Source organism: Natronospira proteinivora, assembly GCF_024170465.1.
Classification (GTDB): Bacteria; Pseudomonadota; Gammaproteobacteria; order Natronospirales; family Natronospiraceae; genus Natronospira; species Natronospira proteinivora.
Genome location: NZ_JALJYF010000001.1, coordinates 933,650 through 955,086, shown reverse-complemented (window position 1 = coordinate 955,086; position 21,437 = coordinate 933,650). Strand labels below are relative to the sequence as shown.

The following is a 21,437-nucleotide window of genomic DNA, read 5'->3' as shown; positions in this document are numbered from 1 at the left end:
AAATAAGGGGGAAATATGAAACTCCAAGGAATCAAGGCCCTTTTCGCCGCGCTAATCTTCGTCGCTGCCCATGCCGTGATTGCCGGCCAAGCCGTGAACATCAATACCGCCTCGGCCGAGACATTGGCGGAGAACCTGGATGGCGTGGGGGAGGCCCGTGCCGAGGCCATCGTGGAATTCCGCGAGGAGAACGGCCGATTCATGAGTGCCGATGATCTCAGTCTGGTATCGGGGATTGGTAGTACCACGGTAGATCGGAATCGGGAATGGATCCAGGTCGACGATTGATCCGGTCCATACCTTGTATGCGGCGGGGTGGTGTCGAAAGACATCACCCCGTTTTCATTTGGGCAAAAACGTGGCAATGTTCCGCTCAATCCAAGGATACATACAGCTGAGGTGTTTTGTGAGTCAGAAAATCCGCAAGGCCGTATTCCCCGTTGCTGGCTTGGGGACCCGTTTCCTGCCGGCGACCAAGGCGAATCCGAAGGAAATGCTTCCGGTGGTGGATAAGCCGTTGATCCAGTATGCGGCGGAGGAGGCCGTGGAAGCGGGTGCGGAAGTGTTGATCTTTGTGACCGGACGCAACAAGCGGGCAATCCCGGACCATTTCGATCGCGCTTATGAGCTGGAAAACGAGTTGGCTCTGCGAGAGAAGGATGACCGCCTAAAGGCCATTCAGAATATCGTGCCGCCTGGGGTGGATTGTGTCTATATACGCCAAGCCGAGGCCTTGGGGCTGGGTCACGCCGTGCATTGCGCCCGCAACCTGGTGGGCGATGAGCCGTTTTATGTGGTGCTGGCCGATGACTTGGTCCATTCCAATGGCCTGGGCTGTCTCAGTCAGATGCGGGCGCAATATGAAAAGCTGGGAGGCAGTATTTTGGGCACCCAGCATGTTTCCGACGAGCATGTCTCCCGTTACGGTATTGTGGAAGGGGAAGTGGTGGACGAACAGTTACGTCGTCTGCGTGGCATGGTTGAAAAACCCAGCCCCGATAAGGCCCCATCCAATATGGGCGTGATTGGCCGTTATGTGCTGACACCGCGTATTTTTGATTTGCTGGCCACCACCGGCCGGGGCGCCGGTGGTGAGATTCAGTTAACCGATGCCCTTGACCGTCTGTTGCGGGAAGAGGCGGTATACGCCTTTGATTTCGAAGGCAAACGCTACGATTGTGGCGACAAGCTGGGCTATCTGGAAGCCAATGTTGAGCTGGCCCTGGCCCACAAGGAGCTTGGTACCGATTTCCGGGAATATCTGCGCAACTTATCAAAGTCTCTCGGATTTGTGGGAGATTAAGCCCATTTTCTTTCAGGTTAAATAAGGAAAGTCAGGCTAAGGCGCCCCCTCCGGTCAATTGAGTCCTTGCGATTCGACAGAAAATCGATACATTTAGTCAATGTAAGGAATAGAAATCTAGGCTACGAGAGTTAGCTTGGTTGAGGGGGAGGGGATGCATTATTGGATATTTCTTGGCGGGTCCGCCGTACGGCCGCTTGCACTGATTTGTTTTTTCTTGTCCGGCTTTCTTATTGGCTGCAGCCAAGATGATATTGATAGCGCAGTTGAGCCAGTGCGTGATAGTGATCGCGAATCTGTCGATGATGATAACGATGACTCACTTCAAGAACTGGCGGATCTTGTTCGGCAACTGTCAAATGAGCGTGGTTTGACCGGGGATGCCGCTCCCGGGAGCGGTGCGGTAACACCTGATAATGATTCCCTGGTAAAGCTGGGGCAACTCCTTTTCTTCAGTACCAGCTTGAGTGGAATGAAGGACGTTGCCTGTGCCTCCTGCCATCATCCTGAATTGGCAATGGGTGATGGACTATCCCTATCCATAGGCACAGGAGCTAAGGTTCCCCATCATCTTGGTAAGGGTAGAAGCTTGTTGCCTGAAAGAGACTTGGATCCACGTGAAGATTCAGGGCCCAATGTTCCCCGCAATAGCCAAACCATCTTTAACGTATCCCTCTACAATCGTTCCTTGTTTCACGATGGGCGACTTTTCGTGATTGATGAAGAAGAAAAGCCTGGTGGTGAAGGGCAGCAATTCCAAACCCCTGAAAGTGGGAATCTGGTACATATGGGGGATGGAGAAAACCTGTTGGAGGTTCAGGCCCTGTTTCCATTGGTTAATAACCGAGAGATGAGGGCCTTTTCCCATCCGGAAATGGTCCCGGAAGATTACCGGACCATGTTGGTTGAGCGTCTTCGGGATTCAGATCCGAGTTCAGAACTTTCTTGGCACTCACGTTTTGAGGCAGCTTTCCCCGAAACAGATGATCCAATAAATCTGGGTAACATTCAAAGGGCATTGGCGGCTTACCAGGCATCGTTGTTATTTGTGGATAATCCCTGGAGTGAGTTTCTGAGGTTTGAAGAGGAAGACGATGTTGTCCTTTCTGAAGAAGAATTAAGAGGGGCGTGGCTATTCCTGGCTGGCTCAGATCAAGGAGGGATGGCTTGCTATGCTTGCCATTCAGGTGATCGATTCACCAATGAATCCTTTTTTAATGTCGGTTTCCCGCAGATTGGTCGTGGCCAGCGCCAGGGTGGTGTAGATAGGGGGCGGTGGGGGGTCACCCAAGACCCATCTGACCACTTTCGCTTTCGTGTCCCCTCCTTGTTGAATATTGAGGTCAGGGCGCCCTATGGTCACTCAGGTAGCTTCGCTACTTTGGAGGACCTGGTTCTTTGGCATAGCGATCCGGAATACTGGCACAATCAGCTCGACCGGTTTCTGCTGGAGCTTCCTCAGTTTCACGGGGGAAGGGTGCTTACTCTCTACCCCAATGCAAGGCGTCTAACTGAAGAAGTAATTGAGCATGAGACGTTCCAAGAGGCGCTTGAGAAGCTCCCGGAATCACCACCGACAAATGAGCAGGTGGATGATTTGGTGTCTTTCCTGGAGACCTTGACGGACCCTTGTGTCGAAGATGCCGCCTGCCTTTCGCCCTGGACCCCAGACCTCGATGAGGATCCGGATGGTCAATTGCTGGTAAAAGGCGAAACCCATGGCGGCAATCTATGGGCTGATGACAGCACCGATCCGTCCTACCCGGATTTTATTGCCTTGGACCATCCATCAAGACCTGCAAGGGATACTTTTCCGGATGTTGTTAGCTGTAGTGATGGTATGTCTTCAGCGCTCAATCACAATGAAGAACGATTTGTGCACCGTGAAGATTTGAACTTGGATGACCAACATGGATTTAGCGCTGAAGGCTGGGTAGCCGATGGTCAGTCCGGCATTGAAATGAGGATGTTTTCCGGTGGTATTTCTGCTGCTTATATCAATACAGACTGTTGGCCTGACCTGATTTTTACCGGTGGTGAGGATTCAGGGCTGCTTTTCTATGAGAACTTGGGTGGTCAGAATGGATTTTCTCGGTCCGAGAAGCTTTCAGGTATGGATCGTCGAGATTTTTCCTTCTTTACTAACGTTTCCTTGATGGACTTGAATGGGGATTTCTATCAAGAGCTGTTGGTGAGCAACATAAGTCCTGATGAAGGTGTCCCGGTGCTCGGTATGAACGAGCATGAAAATTATCAGGAAATCGCTCGTCTCCCCATGTCGAGAAGTACATGGGGCTTGGCATTTTCAGATTTCGAGCAAACAGGCTACCCGGGATTTTTTATGGCCCACTGGTCTGGTGGTGCTGATGGTCTGGCGCCGGCTCTCTGGGTCAATGAGGGCGGTGACCAGTTGCTTCCCTCTGATGAGGCTGGGGGGACTTCCTCAGCCTATTTGGATCAGAATTTTAATTTCGCACCCATTTTCTCGGACTTAACCGGGAATGCTATACCAGACTTGCTGATTGCATCGGACTTCGGAACGAGCTCAGTTCTGATGAATAGTCCAGAATCTGAAACAACATTCGTAAATGTTACAGATGGCGACGTGATTACTGATGAGAATGGAATGGGGGCTGTTGTTGGTGATTTCCAGAATAATGGGAAGTTGGATTGGTTTGTGACATCGATCTTTGATCGGGTTGAAGATCCAATCGGGAATTGGGGGACAAGTGGAAATCGTCTATATCGGAATGTGAGTCAGAATGGAGGTCTAGAGTTTGAGGATGTGACGGAGGAGTCCGGCGTCAGAAAAGGTGGTTGGGGATGGGGGGCTTGTGCGGCGGATTTCAATAACAACGGTTTCCTGGATATTTTCCATGTGAACGGTTTTGGTCGTTTACCAGCCAGTGTGTATGCGTCGGAATGGTATGAATACATTACCGGTGGTCGCTTCATGGATAATCCGCCTGTGCTGTTCATGAATAACGGTGATGGAACCTTTGAAGAGAAAGCGATTGAGTGGAATCTGGATGTCGCCTCGCAAGGCACAGGCGTTGCTTGTTTGGATTATGACCGAGATGGCGATGTGGATATCGTGCTGGTGGATAATTCCAGTGGCATTCAATTCTTTGAAAATCAGGTTGGTCATGGAGCTGGGGCCCGCTTCCTGAATGTTCGTCTGGTTGGCCAGCCGCCGAATACCCATGCCTTGGGTGCCAAGGTGGAAGTCAGTGCTGATGTGGGCAATGGTCATGGGTTTCAGCGTCAAATGCGGGAAAGCATGGCCCATAGCAGCTTTAACGGACAAAACCTTCCAAATATGCATTTTGGTATGGGTGAAGCGGAAATGGCGGAGATTCGGGTAATGTGGCCAGATGGTGAGGAGCAGATTTGTAGTGATGTGCCTGTGAATCAATTTCTGGTCATTGACCAGAGAGAGTCAGGCTGTCCACATTCCAGTATGGATTGAGATACGGGGTTATAGGAATAGAGCTCCACAGGCCGCAGCTATTAGAATCAGCAACCAAACCGGCAAGCGGCCTGATGCCAGTCCGGCCAATACAGCTAGGGCGATCAGGCCATCCCGCCAGTCACCGATCCCTGCGGTGATAACCGGATCGTAGAAGGCCGCCGCGAGAATACCCACCACGGCCGCATTCACGCCGGCCAGGATTCGCCGGATCTGGGCGTTTTCCCGGACCTTTGCCCAGAAGGGCAGCACCGCCAGCAGGATCAGCATCCCCGGCAGGAAGATGGCGAACAGGGCCAATAGGCCGATGCCGATATGGCCGACGCTGGCGCCGACGAAGCCGCCGAAGGTAAACAGGGGGCCGGGCAGGGCCTGGGCCGCGCCATAGCCGGCGAGAAAGAGATCCTCATCCATCATGTCAGCGGTGCCAGCATGCAGCAGGGGCAGGACCACATGTCCACCGCCAAAGACCAGGGCCCCCGCCCGATACATGACATCCATGGCGGCGGTCCAAGTGGCCGGGAACAGCCAAGCCAGCAGGGGTAGGGTGCTTAGGAAAAGGAGAAACAGGCCGCCCGCCAACAAGCCACCCCGCCGGTGGAAGGGAATGGACAAGGGTGCCCCGGCGGTTTTCACGGTTTTGCCCAACAGCAGAGGTGCCAGCAAGGCGCCCAGTATCAGGGCGGCGACTTGCCCGAGTACGGCCAGGTTCAGCAGCTGGGTCATCATGATGGCGGTGGCCACGGCCAGGGCCGCCATCAGGATACGTTGCCAATCCGGGGTGAGTTGTCGGCCCATGCCCCAGATGGCCCAGGCCACCACACCCACGGCGGCGGCCTTCAAGGCCCGGATCAGACCCTCATAGTCGGCCGGGTCCAGGGCCATGATGCCGACGCCGAGGCCGATCATGATTGCGGCGGAGGGCAGGGTAAAGGCCAGCCAGGCCATCATCGCGCCGGGCAGGCCGCCTCGGTGCAGGCCAATGGCGAAACCCACCTGACTGCTGGCCGGGCCCGGTAAGAACTGGCAGAGAGCGACCAGCTCGGCATAGGTGGCCGAATCTAGCCACTGGCGTTCCTGAACGAAGACCCGCTGAAAGAAGCCAATATGGGCCACGGGCCCGCCGAAGGTGGTCAGACCCAGTTTGAAAAACGCCGCGAAGATCTCCGCCATTCTTGCCATGACGCAACCCACCCCTTTGTGCTGCTGCCAACGAAAAAGGCCTCACGTCGCAACGACGCAAGGCCTTTTCGAATACCGCTAATTCTGGCTCCCCGGGACGGGCTCGAACCGCCGACCTAGTGATTAACAGTCACCCGCTCTACCAACTGAGCTACCGGGGAATAAACTGGGCCGTCCTCGCGAACGGGATGCGTATCTTATTCGGCATGCCCGTTTTCGTCAACCCGTCGGCCGTATTTCGGCTTTCCCTATGATTTCAGGGCCCGGTGAATACGACCGCAGGCATCTTCCAGGGTCGCCATATCAGTAGCGAAGGACAGCCGCATGTGACCGGGCAGTCCGAATGCCGAACCCGGGACCAGGGCCACGCCAGCTTCCTTGAGCAGGTACTCGGCCAGGGCCTTGTCGTCATCCACGCCGTCGAGCTTTTCAATAGCCTCCCGGAAATCGGGGAAACTGTAGAAGGTACCCATGGAGGGTTTCACCCGTACCCCAGGCATATCGGAGAGCAGTTGATGGACCCGGTCATGGCGTTCTTTGAAGGCCTTGACCATTTCCGTGACCTTGCTTTGATCGCCGTCCAGCGCTTCCCGGGCAGCGGCCTGGCTTACCGCAGCCGGATTGGAGGTGGACTGGCCCTGGACTTTTTTCATGGCCCCGATGACTTCAGCCGGTCCGCCGGCGTAGCCGATCCGCCAGCCGGTCATGGCGTAGGCCTTGGAGACGCCGTTGAAGACCACGGTACGGTCGTAGAGACCCGGGGCTACGTTCAGCAGGGTGCTGAAGGGCTCATCGGCCCAGAGAATATGCTCGTACATGTCATCGGTGGCGATCAGCAGCTTGGGATGCGCTTCCAGCACCTCGGCCAGGGCCTGGAATTCGGCCCGGGTATAGGCCAAGCCCGTGGGGTTGGAGGGGCTGTTGAGCATCACCAGGCGGGTCTTGTCCGTGATGGCCGCTTCCAGCTGCTTGGGGGTGATCTTGTAATCTTGGTCCCAATCGGCGGTGATAAAGACCGGCTTGCCGCCGGCGATTTCCACCATGGCCGGGTAGGAGACCCAATAGGGTGCGGGGATGATCACCTCATCACCCGGATTGACCACGGCCTGGCAGAGATTGAACAGGCTCTGTTTGGCGCCGGTGGAGACCAGAATCTGGTTAAGCTCGTAGTCCAGCTGGTTGTCGCGCTTGAATTTGTCGATCACCGCCTGCTTGAGCTCAGGGGTGCCGTCCACGGCGGTATACTTGGTCGCGCCATCGCGAATGGCCTGGATGGCGGCTTCCTTGATGTTGTCAGGGGTGTCGAAATCGGGCTCCCCGGCCCCGAGGCCGATGATGTCCTGGCCCGCGGCACGCAATTCCGCCGCTTTTTGAGTCACCGCCAGGGTGGGGGAGGGCTGCAGTCGTTGGACGCGCTCTGAAAGGAAATCGCTCATGAACCCTTTGCCTTGTTATTCTGTCGGAATGAACCGCGGGCGATCCGCGGATGAAGTTCCCATATTCTAACGGAGGCCCCCACCCGGGCGAAAGCGAGGCCCGACCGGGGGCATTGGATTATTGTTCCATGGCATTTGAACTGATCAGTGATTACCAGCCCGCCGGCGACCAGCCCGCGGCCATACGACAGCTCAATGAAGGCATTGCCAACGGCCTGGCAAGCCAGACCCTGCTGGGGGTGACCGGTTCGGGCAAGACCTTCACCGTGGCCAATGTGATCCAGACCCAACAGCGGCCGACTCTGGTGATGGCGCCGAACAAGACTCTGGCGGCCCAACTCTATGGCGAATTGCGGGACTTCTTTCCCAATAACGCCGTGGAGTACTTCGTCTCCTACTATGATTACTACCAGCCCGAGGCCTATGTGCCTTCCTCGGACACCTTCATCGAGAAGGATGCCTCCATCAACAAGCACATCGAGCAGATGCGCCTGTCGGCTACCAAGGCCCTGATGGAGCGGCGGGATGCCGTGATTGTGGCCACGGTTTCGGCCATCTACGGTCTGGGGGACCCCGACGCCTATCTCAAGATGGTGATTCACCTGGACCGGGGTGATCGCATTGATCAACGCTCCCTGCTGCGCCGCCTGGCCGAGCTGCAGTACAACCGCAATGAGATTGATCTGCAGCCGGGGACCTACCGGGTACGCGGGGAGGTCATCGACATCTTCCCGGCGGAATCCGAGCGCGAGGCCCTGCGGGTAGAGATGTTCGACGATGAAATCGAGGGCCTGAGCCTGTTTGACCCCCTCACCGGCGAGATCCTGCGCAAACTGCCCCGATTCACGGTCTATCCCACCACCCACTATGTGACGCCCCGGGACAAGCTGCTGGCCGCCATGGAGAAGATCAAGGTGGAGCTGGGCGAGCGCCTCGAGCAGCTGCGCAAGGCCGATAAATTGGTGGAGGCTCAGCGCCTGGAGCAACGCACCCGATTCGATCTGGAGATGATCAATGAGCTGGGCTACTGCAGCGGGATCGAGAACTACTCCCGGCATCTGTCCGGCCGCGGGCCGGGGGAGCCGCCGCCGACGCTGTTCGAGTATCTGCCCAAGGATGCCCTGCTGGTGCTGGACGAAAGTCATGTGACCATTCCCCAGCTGGGCGGCATGTACAAGGGCGACCGCTCCCGCAAGGAAACTCTGGTGGAATACGGATTCCGCCTGCCTTCTGCGCTGGATAACCGGCCCCTGAAGTTCGAGGAATTCGAGCACCTGATGCCCCAGAGCCTGTATATTTCCGCCACACCCGGCCCCTATGAGAAGAAATACGCCGGCCAGACGGTGGAACAGGTGGTCCGGCCCACCGGCCTGGTGGACCCGGAGGTGGATGTGCGCCCGGCCAGCTCTCAGGTGGACGATCTGCTCTCCGAGGCGGGGAAACGCATACAAAAAGGCGAGCGGGTACTGGTTACCACGCTCACCAAGCGCATGGCCGAGGATTTGACCGAATACCTGGCCGAACACGGCACCCGGGTACGCTATCTGCATTCGGATATCGACACGGTAGAGCGGACCGAGCTGATCCGGGATCTGCGGCTGGGGGAATTTGATGTGCTGGTGGGGATCAACCTCCTGCGGGAGGGGCTGGATATCCCGGAAGTCTCCCTGGTGGCCATACTGGATGCCGACAAGGAAGGCTTTTTGCGCTCAGAGGGTTCCCTGATCCAGACCATGGGCCGGGCGGCGCGTAATGTGAACGGCACCGCCATTCTCTATGCCGACCGGATGACCGGCTCCATGGAAAGGGCCATGGCCGAAACCCAGCGGCGCCGGGAAAAGCAGCTGGCCCATAACGAAGCCCATGGCATCTCACCCAAGGGCATTCAGAAAAAGATCGCCGATGTCATGGAAGGGGCCCATGCCGACAAGGCACCAGCCATGCAGCGGGCCAAGCGGGTGGCGGATACCGCCCGGCGTTATCAGGCCATGAATCCGGAACAGGCCATGCAGAAAATCAAGAAGCTTGAAAAGCAGATGTATGAACATGCTCGCAATATGGAGTTTGAAGAAGCGGCCACCCTCCGGGACGAAATTGCCCGGATCAAGACCGATGTCTTGAACATGCCGTCGGAGCAGGCAGGATAGCCGTTAACGTTTTATCGGATTAAAGGGGGCAGGATGAGTCAGAGCGCTGTGAAACCACCGGTGGGGAGCCTGAAGGCCGACAAGCATGAGCTGGCGGTGCAGCTCCGGGCTGGCAATGGCCTGATCACCATGGAGACCCGGGACGAGCTGCGGGCCGAACAGTTATTTCGTCATACCCTGCGTGAGGTGTTCCGGCCGCTGTTTCGGTGGACGGCGGCTGGCGGCCTGGAACGGCTGGACATGGATGCGCCCGTCGACGATGACGTGAATTCCCCGGAGGCCGTGCTGCGCTACATCCGCGATCGCCAGGAGCCGGGCGTGTTTCTGCTGATGGATTTCCACCCTTACCTGGACAACCCCATCCATGTTCGCTTGTTGCGGGAAGTGGCTCGGGCCGCATCCCCCGGTGCACCCAATGTGGTCATGATCAGCCCGGAGCTGGATCTTCCCCGGGAGTTGCAGCCCCTGGCCGTGCCCTTTGATCTGTCCGTGCCCACGGAAGAGGAACTGGAGTACATGGTCCGGGAGGAGGGCCAGGCCTGGGCCGAGCACAATCATGGTCAGCGGGTGAAGGCCAGCCGCCGGGCCCTGAACCTGTTGATCAACAATCTTCGTGGCCTGCCCATGAAGGATGCTCGTCGTCTGGCCCGCAACGCCATTTGGAACGACGGGGCTCTGACGGAGAAAGATCTGCCCGATGTCATGGAGGCCAAGTTCCGCATGCTGGACCCGGGCGGAGTCCTAAGCTTCGAGATGGAGACGGAAAGCTTTGCCCAGGTAGCGGGCCTGTCGCGTCTCAAGGACTGGTTGAATCAGCGGGCCCCTATCTTCGCCAAGGGCGAGCCGCCCCCCGGCCTGGATATGCCCCGGGGGATTCTGCTGCTGGGGGTGCAGGGTTGTGGCAAATCCCTGGCGGCCAGGGCCGTGGCCGGGGTCTTTGGCGTGCCCTTGCTGCGCCTGGATTGCGGAGCGCTGTATAACAAATACCATGGCGAGAGTGAGCGCAATCTACGCGAATCCCTCGCCAGCGCCGAGCTGATGGCGCCTTGCGTGTTGTGGCTGGATGAGATCGAGAAGGGCATGTCCGTTTCGGATACGGATGGCGGAACGTCCCAGCGGATGTTGGGCAGCTTTCTCACCTGGATGGCAGAGCGGGGCAAGCCGGTATTTTTGGTCGCCACCGCCAATGACATTGAGAAACTGCCGCCAGAGATGGTCCGCCAGGGTCGTTTCGATGAAATCTTTTTTGTGGATCTGCCCAGCCGGTCAGTACGCCAGTCCGTGATTGCCATACACCTGCAACGCCGTGAGCTGGATCCAGACGATTATGACCTGGATAGGCTGGCGGATGTCAGCGAAGGCTATTCCGGCGCGGAGCTGGAACAGGCCGTGGTGTCCGCCTGTTATGCCGCCTATGCCAACGGCGGGGCACCGGACAGTGAGGGGATTCGCAAGGCCATTGCCGACACCCGGCCCTTGTCCGTGGTCCGGCGTGAAAGCATCGAATCGCTGAGGGCCTGGGCCGCGGAACGAACAGTGCCGGCAGACTGACTTTAAAAATAAAGGCCATCCGATCCCAAGATCGGATGGCCTCGATAAAACGGCTTTTCTTGATGTTACTCCGGCTGCGGTTTTAGATCAGTATCTATTTGGAAACGACCGGATTCATTGCCGCCATAGGAAGTCGCCCAGAGGACGTATTCCCCCGGATCCAAGGTTTCCACGATCTTGGAGTTGGTTCCCATGTCGACCGCATCATCGTTGAAGCTGATCACCGTGTTGCTGTCATCCGTTAGAACCAGGTAGGTATCCAGTTCCATCGAGGTCATCGTGGCTGTCAGCTCACCGCGTTCCTCAACCACAAATCGCAGGGGCTGGCCGGTCCGGTGCGTGTCAGGGACGGGTTGGCGGTTGAAACCCAGGTGACCCTGGTAGGATTCACCGAATACGAATTCAGGTACCTCAGGGACATCGGCAATATCGGCGCTCAAGGTGAACATGCCGGTATTTCCCAGCGAGGTTGCCAAAATCTCGTAATCACCTGCCGGTAGACGGGTCATGATTCGGGCATTGAGTCCTTCGCCACTATCATCGTCCTCTACCACGACGCGACTGTTCGGTTGTTCGATCAAGGTCAAGTAAGCATCGAAATCGTCTGAATCCAGGCGGATATCCAAGGCCGCATCTTCCTCCAGGCTGATGGGGTAGACTCGCATGGGTGTGCCCCGGGTGGGGTGATGCGCCTCCCCTGAATACAGCGCGCCGGTGACTGACCCGGGAAAATCAAGGACACCATCGGTACTGAGGGTCTCCATCTGCAGATTGAAGCTACCCATATCACCGGCATGGTTACCTGATAGGACCACCAAGTAGCGGCCGCTACTTGTGACCTTCTGGATCAGGCTGGCTGCTTGGTTCTCCATGTACCCATCCATGGCCGTACTACCCAGTGGCGTTCCATCAAGGGTGAAAAGGCTGAGCACGGGGGTGAAGGCATCCGAGCGGGCCTTGAAGCGCAGAAGGTCGTCTTTCTCGGCTTCGATGGCATAGACCTTGTAGTAAGAACCGTCTCGGGCGTTGATGGTGTCCGAGCGACCAAGGATTCCCGATTCCGCTTGTTCGAGGGTCAGCTCGCCGAGTGCCTGTATCCGGAAGGGATATTCAGACCCGGCTTGTCCGTCGTTCGACGGCAACTCACAGCCAACCAAAGCTATAATCGCGGCTAGTACCCCTAAGACACTGATTCGTTTAGCAAGTAATGCAAACATGTTTCCCCCCTTTTTTGCGTACTGTCGTGACTACAAGGGGGTATATTAGCGCTTAATTGATGCTTGGCGACATGTTGCGAAGTAATTGGCCTTGGGATGGGCCCAAAATCTGCCATTGCAGTAATGACGTGGCTGATGACATTGTTCAGGAGCGCTGGATGCCCTGAGGCGCCGGCCGTAAACGGGGTGGGGGGCTCCGCGCCCGGGAAAGCCTTTGACAGCAGCGCGGAAGACTGTAAAATGTTGCGCGGTTGCCCGATAGTCGCGTAGCTCAGCTGGTTAGAGCACCACCTTGACATGGTGGGGGTCGGTGGTTCGAGTCCACTCGCGACTACCAGTTTTTTGAACCGATGCTTAGGCGTCGATTCGTAGTGCGGTGGCATAAGCAAATCCATTCGCGACTACCCGCTTTCCCGAGAAAGCATCGCAGGCCCTGCCGCGATGCTTTCTTTATTTTCGGGGTCGTCAATGACCCACTCGAGAACCAAGTGGCCCCTCGTACAGGCCACCACTGAAAGAGGACAGACAATCATGCCCGTGATTACCCTTCCCGATGGCTCCCGCCGTGAATTCGATCAGCCCGTCTCCATTGCCGAGGTGGCCGCCGGTATTGGCCCCGGTCTGGCCAAGGCCACCCTGGCCGGGAAAGTGAATGGCGAGCTCAGGGATGCCTGTGACGTCATCAGCGATGATGCCGAGCTGCAGATCATCACCCCCCGGGATGAAGAAGGTCTGGAGATTATCCGCCACTCTTGTGCCCACATGGTAGGGCATGCGGTGAAGCAGCTTTACCCCGAGGCCCAGATGGCCATCGGCCCGGTAATCGAAGACGGTTTCTACTACGACATCCGCTACGATCCGGGCTTTACCCCGGACGATCTGGAAAAGATCGAGGCCCGGATGAAAGAGCTGATCGATCAGGAATACGAGGTGGTCAAGAAGGTCACGCCCCGGGATGAGGTGCTCAGGATCTTCAAGGAGCGGGGCGAGGATTACAAGGTAGCCCTGGTGGAAGACATGCCTGAGGTCCAGGAAATGGCCCTCTATTACCACCAGGAATACATCGACATGTGCCGTGGGCCCCATGTGCCCAATACCCGCTTCTGCAAGGCCTTCAAGCTGACCAAGCTGGCTGGCGCCTATTGGCGGGCGGATGCCAACAATGAAATGCTGCAGCGCATCTATGGCACCGCCTGGGGCGACAAGAAGGGCCTCAAGCAGTACATGAAGCGACTGGAAGAGGCCAAGAAGCGGGATCATCGGCGCTTCGGCAAGCTGTTTGACCTCTTCCACACCCAGGAAGAAGCCCCGGGCATGATCTTCTGGCACGACAAGGGCTGGCGGATCTATACCGAAATCCAGGATTACCTGCGGGCCAAGCTGCGCCGGGCCGGCTATACCGAGGTGCATACCCCGGAGATCATCGACCGCAGTCTCTGGGAAAAATCCGGTCACTGGGAAAAGTTCCGGGATGACATGTTCGTCACCGGTTCCGAGGATCGGGAATTCGCCATCAAGCCCATGAATTGCCCGGCCCATGTGCAGATCTACAACCATGGCCTGCGCAGCTACCGGGATTTGCCCTTGCGGATGGCCGAGTTCGGCTCCTGCCACCGCAACGAGCCCTCCGGCACCCTGCACGGCCTGATGCGGGTGCGGAACTTCGTGCAGGACGATGCCCATATCTTCTGCACCGAAGAGCAGGTTCAATCGGAGGTCTCGGCCTTTATTGAACTGCTCTACGAGGTGTACGCCGATTTCGGCTTCACCGACGTGATGGTGGCGCTGTCCACCCGGCCGGCCAAGCGGGTCGGCTCCGATGCCGTCTGGGACGAGGCCGAGGCCGCTTTGGAAGCCTCGCTGAGTGAAACCGACCTGGACTGGCGCCTGCAGCCGGGGGAGGGCGCCTTTTATGGTCCCAAGATCGAATTTTCCCTGCGGGACTGCTTGGGGCGGGTCTGGCAGCTGGGCACCATGCAGCTGGATTTCTCCATGCCTGAGCGCCTCGGCGCCCAGTATGTCGCGGAAAACGGGGAGAAAAAGACCCCGGTGATGCTGCATCGGGCGATTCTGGGCTCGCTGGAACGATTTATCGGCATTCTGATCGAGGAATACGCCGGAAACCTGCCCACCTGGCTGGCTCCCACCCAGGCGGTGGTACTCAATATCACCGATCGGCAGGCCGAATATTCGAAAAAAGTGGCCGAATCCCTTGCCAATCAGGGCTTTCGAGTGGATACGGACTTGAGAAACGAGAAGATCGGCTTTAAAATTCGCGAACACACCATCCAGAGAGTGCCCTGGCTCATTGTTGTCGGGGATCGAGAGATGGATACTGACCACGTCGCCGTGCGAACCCGGGCGGGCGAGGATCTCGGCAGCATGAGCCGGGATGAATTCGCCAAGACGCTCGCGGATGATGTCGCACGGCTTGGTCGTCGTTTGGAGGATTGAAATATCGCTGCTAAGAATCGGACCCGCCGCAACAAAGACATTCGGGCGCCAAAAATTCGTTTGATTGATCAGGAAGGGGAACAGCTGGGGATTGTGCCAGTTGAGCAGGGACTGGAGTCTGCCGCCGAGGCTGGCATGGACCTGGTTGAGGTCTCGCCCCACGCGGATCCGCCCGTGTGCCGGATCATGGATTACGGCAAGTTTGTCTTTGAACAGAAAAAGAAACAGGCCGGGCAGAAGAAGCAGAAGCAGATTCAGCTCAAGGAAGTGAAGTTTCGCCCCAACACTGATAACAACGATTATCAGATCAAGTTGCGGAATGCGACACGCTTCCTGGAAGACGGCAACAAAGTGAAGGTAACCCTGCGCTTCCGCGGTCGCGAAATGCTCCATCAGGACATTGGTCGCGATCTGCTCAAGCGCGTCGAGGAAGATTTGAAGGAGCTGGCCGCCGTGGAGCAGTTCCCCAAACTCGAAGGGCGCCAAATGATCATGATCCTCGGGCCACGCAAAAAGGTCTGAGGGCAATGAAAACCTGACCAGGGAAGGTCAGGGCAAGCAAAAGCGGGGAGGACGGTCAATCGACCTGACTCCTTCGTCCCTGGTGGCTAACGCCCGGCATTCGGAAAGGCCGGGGACCAGGAAATAAACCAATGGAGTCCGACATGCCTAAGATGAAAAGTCATCGGGGCGCTGCCAAGCGCTTCCGCAAGACAGGTAGTGGCAAAATCAAGCGGAATCAATCCCACCGCCGCCACATCCTCACCAAGAAGAGCACCAAGCGCAAGCGTCATCTGCGCACTGCTTCCTACATCCACGCGAGTGATGAGAAGCTCATCGCCCGCATGATGCCCTACAAGCACTAAGGAGGACCGACGATGCCACGAGTGAAACGGGGTGTAACCGCACGCGCACGTCATAATAAGGTCCTCAAGGATGCCAAGGGCTATTACAACGCGCGCCGAAAGACTTTTAAAACGGCCCGGCAGGCGGTCATCAAGGCCGGCCAGTATGCCTATCGGGATCGCCGGGTGCGCAAGCGCGAGTTTCGTGCGCTCTGGATTACCCGCATTAATGCCGCCGCACGTGAACATGGGCTGTCTTACAGCCGCCTGATCAACGGCCTCAAGCTGGCCGGTATCGAGCTGGACCGCAAGGTGCTGGCCGATATGGCGGTGAACGACAAGCCTGGATTTGCCGCAGTCGCCGAACAAGCGAAGGCGCAACTGGGCTGATCCACCCCCGCAAGGGGTCAAGGGAGTCGTTGTTCTGACTCCCTGCTGATTGTGACGGAGGGGAAAGGCCACCATACCTTTCCCCTCCGTTTGGTTTGGGGGCTGTATTTTTTGGAGTGCCGACCGTGGAAGATCTGGAAAGATTGAGCCGGGAAGCGGAACAGGCCGTGGACGCCGCGGATGATCTGCGGGCCCTGGACGATATCCGAGTCCGCTATCTGGGTAAAAAGGGTGAACTGACCGCTTTGCTCAAGAGCCTGGGCAAGTTGCCGGCGGAAGAGCGGCCAGCGGCCGGTCAGGCCATCAACCGGGCCAAACAGGCCATCCAGTCACGCCTGGAAGCCCGCAAGGCCGAGTTGGAGAAAGTGGCCATCGAGGCCCGCCTGGAAAAGGAAGCGGTGGATGTGACCCTGCCGGGCCGTGGTCAGCAGCGGGGTGGCCTGCATCCGGTGACGCGCACGCTTGAGCGGATTGAAAGCATCTTTCGCCAGGCCGGTTTCAATGTGGAAGACGGGCCCGAAATCGAAGACGAGTTTCACAACTTCGAGGCCCTCAATATTCCTGAACACCATCCGGCGCGGGCCATGCACGACACCTTCTTCGTGCGCCCGGGCGAGGTGCTCCGGACCCATACCTCACCGGTTCAGGTCCGGGCTATGAAGGAAACCCAGCCGCCCTTGCGCATCATTGCCCCGGGCCGGGTCTATCGCTGCGATTCGGATGTGACCCACACCCCCATGTTCCACCAGGTGGAAGGCCTCCTGGTGGACCGCAATGTGAGCATGAGCCATCTCAAGGGCATTCTCACCGACTTCCTGCGGGCCTTTTTTGAAAAGGACCTGGCGGTGCGTTTCCGCCCATCCTATTTCCCCTTCACCGAGCCCTCCGCGGAAGTGGATATGGAATGCGTGATCTGTGGCGGGGAAGGCTGCCGGGTTTGCTCCGGCAGCGGCTGGCTGGAAGTGCTCGGTTGCGGCATGGTGCATCCGGAAGTGTTCCGGCATGTGAATATCGATGGCGAGGAATGGCGGGGCTATGCCTTCGGCATGGGCGTGGAACGCCTGGCCATGTTGCGCTACGGCGTGGATGACCTGCGCCTGTTCTTCGAGAACGATCTCCGTTTCCTGCGTCAGTTCGCTTGAGCTAAGAGCGGCTTTAGCCGCGATAACACCGCTGAGTATTTTGGGAGCACGACATGCGAGTCAGCACAAACTGGCTGAAAGACTGGATTGATCACGGCCTGGACACCCAGGCCCTGGCCGATCGCCTGACCATGGCCGGCCTGGAAGTGGATGCCATTGAAGCGGCGGCAGAGCCTTTTACCGGGATCGTGGTGGGGGAGGTGGTGGACATCCAGCCCCATCCCAATGCCGACAAGCTCAGCCTCTGCCAGGTCAGTGATGGCAGCAGCCAGGAAGCGGTGGTCTGCGGTGCACCCAATGTCTTCAAGGGCATGCGGGCCCCCTTTGCCAAAGTGGGCGCGGTGCTGCCCGGCGAGTTCAAGATCAAAAAAGCCAAGCTTCGCGGGGAAGAATCCCGGGGCATGCTGTGTTCGGCCAAGGAGCTGGGCCTGTCGGAGGATGCCGCCGGCCTGATGCAGCTGGCTTCCGACGCACCCGTCGGGCAGGACCTGCGGGATTATCTCTCCCTGGATGACCAGATTATCGAGATTGACCTGACCCCCAACCGGGGTGATTGCTTGAGTATGGCGGGCGTGGCCCGCGAAGTGGGCGCGCTGACGGGGCATCCGGTTTGTCGGCCCCAGATTGGCACCGTGGATGTCACGAGCAAGCAACAAGTAGCGGTCAGCGTGGCAGATCCCAGTGATTGTCCCAGTTATCTCGGACAGGTGATCACAGGCATCGATACGGCGGCTGAGACCCCCGTCTGGATGAGCGAACGCCTGCGGCGGGCTGGCGTCCGGCCCATCAGCCCGGTGGTGGACGTCACCAATTACGTCATGCTGGAGCTGGGTCAGCCCATGCATGGTTTCCGCCTGGAAGCCATCAATGGTGCGATTCGAGTTCGCCGGGCGAAGAAAGGTGAGCAAATCACCCTGCTGGATGACCGCGAGGTGAAACTGGACGAGGACATCCTGGTGATCGCCGATGAGCAGGGCCCGGTGGCCATGGCGGGGGTCATGGGCGGCAAGGGCACGGCCGTTGAAACAGACACCGCAGATGTATTTCTGGAAAGCGCCTGTTTTGCTCCTGAGGTAATTGCCGGCCGGGCCCGCCGATTTGGCCTGCATACCGACGCCTCCCACCGCTATGAACGGGGCGTAGATCCGGAGCTGCAGGCCCGGGCCCTGCAGCGGGCGGCTTCGCTGATCATGGAAGTTGCCGGTGGTCAGGCCGGCCCGGTCACCGATGCCCGCAGCACACGCCCCGCACCGAGCCCCATCCGCCTGCGCCGGGATCGGCTGCACGGGGTGCTGGGTTTTGAGCTGGACAAGAACACCGTCACCGGCATGCTGGAACGCCTGGGCATGGCGGTGAGCGAGGACGCTGAGGACTGGCAGGCCACGGCTCCCAGTCATCGCTTTGATCTCAATATCGAGGAAGACCTGATCGAGGAGGTGGCCCGGATTCATGGCTACGACCGGATTCCGGTGGTGTCGTTGCCCTCGGACGTGCGACCGGGCCAGGCCCCTGAGGACCGCGTCCCGGAATCCCGGGTCAAGGCCCTTATGGTGGAACGGGGCTATCAGGAAGTGATCACCTACAGCTTCCAGCCCGCCGAAGCCGACAAGCTGCTCTCCGGCGGCGTGGAAGGCCAAAAGCTGGCCAACCCCATTTCCCAGGACCTGGAAACCATGCGGACCACGCTCTGGTCCGGGCTGACGGCCACGCTGCGGCATAATGCCAATCGCCAGCAAGCGCGTGTACGTCTCTTCGAGACTGGCTTGAGGTTTATCCCGCAAGACTCTGAAATAGAACAAAAAAAATGGGTTTCCGGTCTTGCCTGGGGTCATGCCGAGCCTGAGCAATGGGATGGCCGTACGCGTCCGGTGGATTTCTTTGACGTCAAGGCGGACGTGGAAGCCCTGATGCAAGTGGGCGGCCCCCGGCACCTCCAGTTTCTCCCTGAGCGCCATCCGGCGCTGCATCCCGGCCAATGCGCCCAGGTCTGGGCGGAAGACAAGGCCGTGGGCTGGCTGGGCCGGATTCATCCCCAGGTCGCCGATACCCTGGATTTGCCGGCCGATGCCTACCTGTTCGAATTAGAACTGGCCCAAGTGGCCAAGGCCGAGTTACCAGCCTATCAGCGGGTATCCCGATACCCCTCGCTTAGGCGGGATCTGGCCTTTGTGGTGGACGAGGATCTGGCGGCGGAAACCCTGGTGGCAACCGCACGTGAAGCGGCTGGGGAGAGCCTGGTGGGAGCCAGAATCTTCGATGTCTATCAAGGCAAGGGCGTAGATTCGGGACGAAAAAGTATCGCTTTAGGCTTGATTTTGCAGGATTCTTCGCGCACTCTTACTGACGAAGACACGGACCGAGTCGTGTCCCGGGTGCGGGAAGAGCTCGAGCGTCGTTTAGGGGCCACAGTGAGAGATTAAGAACAATGGCACTCACGAAGGCGGAATTAGCGGAATCGCTGTTCGATGAATTGGGACTGAACAAGCGTGAAGCCAAGGAACTGGTTGACCTTTTCTTTGAAGAGATCAAGGGGGCCTTGGCCGAGGGCACGCAGGTAAAGCTTTCCGGGTTCGGCAATTTTGACCTCCGCGACAAAAACCAGCGTCCAGGCCGGAATCCGAAAACCGGGGAAGAGATTCCCATTTCGGCCCGGCGCGTGGTGACTTTCCGTCCGGGGCAGAAGCTGAAAACCAGAGTAGAGGCCTATGCTGGAACCAGGGAATAACGACGACCTGCCGGTCATCCCCGGAAAGCGCTATTTCACTATTGGTGAGGTCAGCGAGCTCTGTGGGGTCAAGCCGCATGTCCTGCGCTACTGGGAACAGGAGTTCTCCCAGCTCAAGCCGGTCAAGCGTCGGGGTAACCGTCGTTATTACCAGCGTCACGATGTCCTGGTGATCCGACAGATTCGCAGCCTGCTTTATGATCAGGGCTTCACCATCGGTGGTGCCCGCCAGCAGCTCTCGGGCGAAAACGCCAAACAGGACGTCAGCCAGAGCCAGCAGATCATCAAGCAGATCCGCACCGAACTGGAGGAAGTCCTCCACACCCTCCGTCATCCCTGATCGGGATAGCGGTGCCCCGCTTTTGAATCTAGCCGGTCTTAGCCGGTCGGGCTCATGCAGCCGATTCCGACACACCCCATTACAAGCCGACTGGTAATCAATTCATCATCGAAACGAAAAAAGCCCGCCGAAATGAATCGACGGGCTTTGGAGTTGGTCGGGGTGAGAGGATTTGAACCTCCGACCACCTGCACCCCATGCAGGTGCGCTACCAGGCTGCGCTACACCCCGAATCGCATGGCTTTTGCGCTCATTGCGAAGGCGGCATGATACTGGAAAAAAGGGTTCCGGGAAAGCCCCTGAATGTATTCAGCCCGTTCGGGATTCAGGACCCGAGCAGGGTGGGGATGGTGACAGGATCCAGGTCCCGTTCTGCCAGGCCCTCCAAAATCAGTGGAAGGGCTTCGGCGGTGGGTAGTGCTTCCTGATGCAGGTGCAGGACGACGATACTCCCCGGCCGGATATTGTCGAGAACATGCTCTGCAACGGCCTCCGGGCTCTGATCCGGGTCTGCATCACCACTGGCCACATCAAACTGAATGAGCTCAAGCCCCAGTTTGGCCGCGATGGACAGGGTATCCTGATTATATTCGGCAAATGGTGGCCGAAAATAGCGAGGCCAGTGCCCCGTTATGGCCAGGGCAGCTGCCTGCGCGTAGCTGATTTCCAGCATCTGATCCTCGGCAGAGAGTTCAGTAAGCCTGGGATGGCGGTAACCATGGGTGCCGATTTCCAGATCAGGGTTTTCAGCCCAGCGACGTGTCAGTTCAGGGTTTTCAATCATCCAGCGGCCACCAAGGAACAGGGTTGCTTGTATTTCGTTTTCCTTGAGGATCGATAGGACCCGGGCATCTTTACGGTTGCCGGTCCAACGACTGCAGGCATCAAATGTCAGGGCTACCCGCCGCTGCTCTCTGTTCCGATTGCCATGATAATGAGATTCGCCACGGGCACTTGGTAGCTCCGGAGTATCCAGTTCCCCCAATTGCGGATAACGTTTTTCGAAGTCGGATAGCGCTGACTGCCAATCCAGCGAGGCAGGGAAGCTGCTCAGGGAGAGGGTGAGCAAGAATAGCCCGGTGATCCGGGTTGGAAAAAGTGGTGATAGTTGCGGCATCCCTGAATTCCCTCGCTGATCTTATTGATCAGCCTAGCTGCTCTATGAAGCGCAGGAAAGACCGACTTTTAGATTGATCGACCCCCAGTTCATAGAGTTACGACGGCATTTTGGGCTTG

17 protein-coding genes and 3 tRNA genes are annotated in these 21,437 nt (G+C 58.0%); 14 read left to right on the top strand and 6 right to left on the bottom strand.

The window, feature by feature from the left end; all coding sequences use genetic code 11:
* Positions 1-15 precede the first annotated feature (15 nt).
* The 3 genes from J2T60_RS04485 (at position 16) to J2T60_RS04475 (ending at position 4,772) form a co-directional block, all read left to right on the top strand.
* The gene (locus tag J2T60_RS04485) at positions 16-288 is read left to right on the top strand and encodes a ComEA family DNA-binding protein (protein ID WP_301288310.1); all 273 of its coding nucleotides are present in this window, start codon (positions 16-18) and stop codon (positions 286-288) included.
* A gap of 118 nt (positions 289-406) precedes the next feature.
* Positions 407-1,303, top strand: a complete 897-nt coding sequence (gene galU / locus J2T60_RS04480) for a UTP--glucose-1-phosphate uridylyltransferase GalU (RefSeq protein WP_253445977.1) — start codon at positions 407-409, stop codon at positions 1,301-1,303.
* Positions 1,304-1,457: 154 nt separating this feature from the next.
* Positions 1,458-4,772 (top strand): cytochrome c peroxidase, encoded by a 3,315-nt coding sequence (locus J2T60_RS04475; protein ID WP_253445974.1) that lies wholly within the window; start codon positions 1,458-1,460, stop codon positions 4,770-4,772.
* 9 nt (positions 4,773-4,781) lie between these two features.
* Here J2T60_RS04475 and chrA read toward each other — a convergent pair whose 3' ends face one another.
* From chrA to J2T60_RS04460, 3 genes are all read right to left on the bottom strand, one after another.
* Positions 4,782-5,954 carry a chromate efflux transporter gene (gene chrA / locus J2T60_RS04470; protein WP_253445972.1) on the bottom strand — a complete coding sequence of 391 codons (1,173 nt, stop codon included), beginning with the start codon at positions 5,952-5,954 and terminating at the stop codon, positions 4,782-4,784.
* An 85-nt stretch (positions 5,955-6,039) separates the two neighbouring features.
* A tRNA-Asn gene (locus tag J2T60_RS04465) sits at positions 6,040-6,115 on the bottom strand.
* 87 nt (positions 6,116-6,202) lie between these two features.
* Entirely contained in the window at positions 6,203-7,390 is a 1,188-nt protein-coding gene (locus J2T60_RS04460; protein ID WP_253445970.1) for a pyridoxal phosphate-dependent aminotransferase, read from the bottom strand.
* A 128-nt stretch (positions 7,391-7,518) separates the two neighbouring features.
* On the opposite strand from J2T60_RS04460, the gene uvrB reads away from it, so the two are divergent.
* Positions 7,519-9,537: an excinuclease ABC subunit UvrB gene (uvrB, locus tag J2T60_RS04455; RefSeq protein ID WP_253445967.1), complete on the top strand. Its 2,019-nt coding sequence runs from the start codon at positions 7,519-7,521 to the stop codon at positions 9,535-9,537.
* Between the two features lie 33 nt (positions 9,538-9,570).
* Positions 9,571-11,088 carry an AAA family ATPase gene (locus J2T60_RS04450; protein ID WP_253445964.1) on the top strand — a complete coding sequence of 506 codons (1,518 nt, stop codon included), beginning with the start codon at positions 9,571-9,573 and terminating at the stop codon, positions 11,086-11,088.
* 65 nt (positions 11,089-11,153) lie between these two features.
* Here the strand turns inward: J2T60_RS04450 and J2T60_RS04445 are convergent, their stop codons facing one another.
* Positions 11,154-12,305, bottom strand: a complete 1,152-nt coding sequence (locus tag J2T60_RS04445) for a hypothetical protein (protein WP_253445961.1) — start codon at positions 12,303-12,305, stop codon at positions 11,154-11,156.
* A gap of 260 nt (positions 12,306-12,565) precedes the next feature.
* On the opposite strand from J2T60_RS04445, the gene J2T60_RS04440 reads away from it, so the two are divergent.
* From J2T60_RS04440 to J2T60_RS04400, 9 genes are all read left to right on the top strand, one after another.
* Positions 12,566-12,642, top strand: a tRNA-Val gene (locus J2T60_RS04440).
* Positions 12,643-12,836: 194 nt separating this feature from the next.
* A complete protein-coding gene (thrS, locus tag J2T60_RS04435) occupies positions 12,837-14,759 on the top strand; it encodes a threonine--tRNA ligase (protein WP_253445958.1) in 1,923 nt (640 codons plus the stop codon).
* 3 nt (positions 14,760-14,762) lie between these two features.
* Complete coding sequence (gene infC / locus J2T60_RS04430) at positions 14,763-15,281, top strand: translation initiation factor IF-3 (protein WP_253447631.1); 519 nt, start codon at positions 14,763-14,765, stop codon at positions 15,279-15,281.
* A gap of 143 nt (positions 15,282-15,424) precedes the next feature.
* Complete coding sequence (rpmI, locus tag J2T60_RS04425; protein ID WP_253445954.1) at positions 15,425-15,625, top strand: 50S ribosomal protein L35; 201 nt, start codon at positions 15,425-15,427, stop codon at positions 15,623-15,625.
* Between the two features lie 12 nt (positions 15,626-15,637).
* Positions 15,638-15,994 (top strand): 50S ribosomal protein L20, encoded by a 357-nt coding sequence (rplT, locus tag J2T60_RS04420; protein ID WP_253445951.1) that lies wholly within the window; start codon positions 15,638-15,640, stop codon positions 15,992-15,994.
* 125 nt (positions 15,995-16,119) lie between these two features.
* The gene (pheS, locus tag J2T60_RS04415) at positions 16,120-17,136 is read left to right on the top strand and encodes a phenylalanine--tRNA ligase subunit alpha (RefSeq protein ID WP_253445948.1); all 1,017 of its coding nucleotides are present in this window, start codon (positions 16,120-16,122) and stop codon (positions 17,134-17,136) included.
* Positions 17,137-17,189: 53 nt separating this feature from the next.
* A complete protein-coding gene (pheT, locus tag J2T60_RS04410; protein ID WP_253445946.1) occupies positions 17,190-19,556 on the top strand; it encodes a phenylalanine--tRNA ligase subunit beta in 2,367 nt (788 codons plus the stop codon).
* A 5-nt stretch (positions 19,557-19,561) separates the two neighbouring features.
* Complete coding sequence (ihfA, locus tag J2T60_RS04405; RefSeq protein WP_253445943.1) at positions 19,562-19,861, top strand: integration host factor subunit alpha; 300 nt, start codon at positions 19,562-19,564, stop codon at positions 19,859-19,861.
* Positions 19,842-20,201: a MerR family transcriptional regulator gene (locus J2T60_RS04400; protein ID WP_253445940.1), complete on the top strand. Its 360-nt coding sequence runs from the start codon at positions 19,842-19,844 to the stop codon at positions 20,199-20,201. Before ihfA ends, J2T60_RS04400 begins: the two co-directional genes overlap by 20 nt.
* A 154-nt stretch (positions 20,202-20,355) precedes the next feature.
* Here J2T60_RS04400 and J2T60_RS04395 read toward each other — a convergent pair.
* Together J2T60_RS04395 and J2T60_RS04390 are read right to left on the bottom strand one after the other, a co-directional pair.
* Positions 20,356-20,432, bottom strand: a tRNA-Pro gene (locus J2T60_RS04395).
* Positions 20,433-20,526: 94 nt separating this feature from the next.
* Positions 20,527-21,318, bottom strand: coding sequence for a polysaccharide deacetylase family protein (locus tag J2T60_RS04390; protein ID WP_253445937.1), 792 nt, complete (start codon positions 21,316-21,318; stop codon positions 20,527-20,529).
* Between the last annotated feature and the right edge of the window lie 119 nt (positions 21,319-21,437).

Coding starts and splice junctions, on each gene's coding strand:
- J2T60_RS04485 (WP_301288310.1), top strand. CDS start 16: ATGAAACTCCAAGGAATCAAGGCCCTTTTCGCCGCGCTAATCTTCGTC.
- J2T60_RS04475 (WP_253445974.1), top strand. CDS start 1,458: ATGCATTATTGGATATTTCTTGGCGGGTCCGCCGTACGGCCGCTTGCA.
- chrA (WP_253445972.1), bottom strand. CDS start 5,954: ATGGCAAGAATGGCGGAGATCTTCGCGGCGTTTTTCAAACTGGGTCTG.
- J2T60_RS04460 (WP_253445970.1), bottom strand. CDS start 7,390: ATGAGCGATTTCCTTTCAGAGCGCGTCCAACGACTGCAGCCCTCCCCC.
- uvrB (WP_253445967.1), top strand. CDS start 7,519: ATGGCATTTGAACTGATCAGTGATTACCAGCCCGCCGGCGACCAGCCC.
- J2T60_RS04450 (WP_253445964.1), top strand. CDS start 9,571: ATGAGTCAGAGCGCTGTGAAACCACCGGTGGGGAGCCTGAAGGCCGAC.
- J2T60_RS04445 (WP_253445961.1), bottom strand. CDS start 12,305: ATGTTTGCATTACTTGCTAAACGAATCAGTGTCTTAGGGGTACTAGCC.
- thrS (WP_253445958.1), top strand. CDS start 12,837: ATGCCCGTGATTACCCTTCCCGATGGCTCCCGCCGTGAATTCGATCAG.
- rpmI (WP_253445954.1), top strand. CDS start 15,425: ATGCCTAAGATGAAAAGTCATCGGGGCGCTGCCAAGCGCTTCCGCAAG.
- rplT (WP_253445951.1), top strand. CDS start 15,638: ATGCCACGAGTGAAACGGGGTGTAACCGCACGCGCACGTCATAATAAG.
- pheT (WP_253445946.1), top strand. CDS start 17,190: ATGCGAGTCAGCACAAACTGGCTGAAAGACTGGATTGATCACGGCCTG.
- ihfA (WP_253445943.1), top strand. CDS start 19,562: ATGGCACTCACGAAGGCGGAATTAGCGGAATCGCTGTTCGATGAATTG.
- J2T60_RS04400 (WP_253445940.1), top strand. CDS start 19,842: ATGCTGGAACCAGGGAATAACGACGACCTGCCGGTCATCCCCGGAAAG.
- J2T60_RS04390 (WP_253445937.1), bottom strand. CDS start 21,318: ATGCCGCAACTATCACCACTTTTTCCAACCCGGATCACCGGGCTATTC.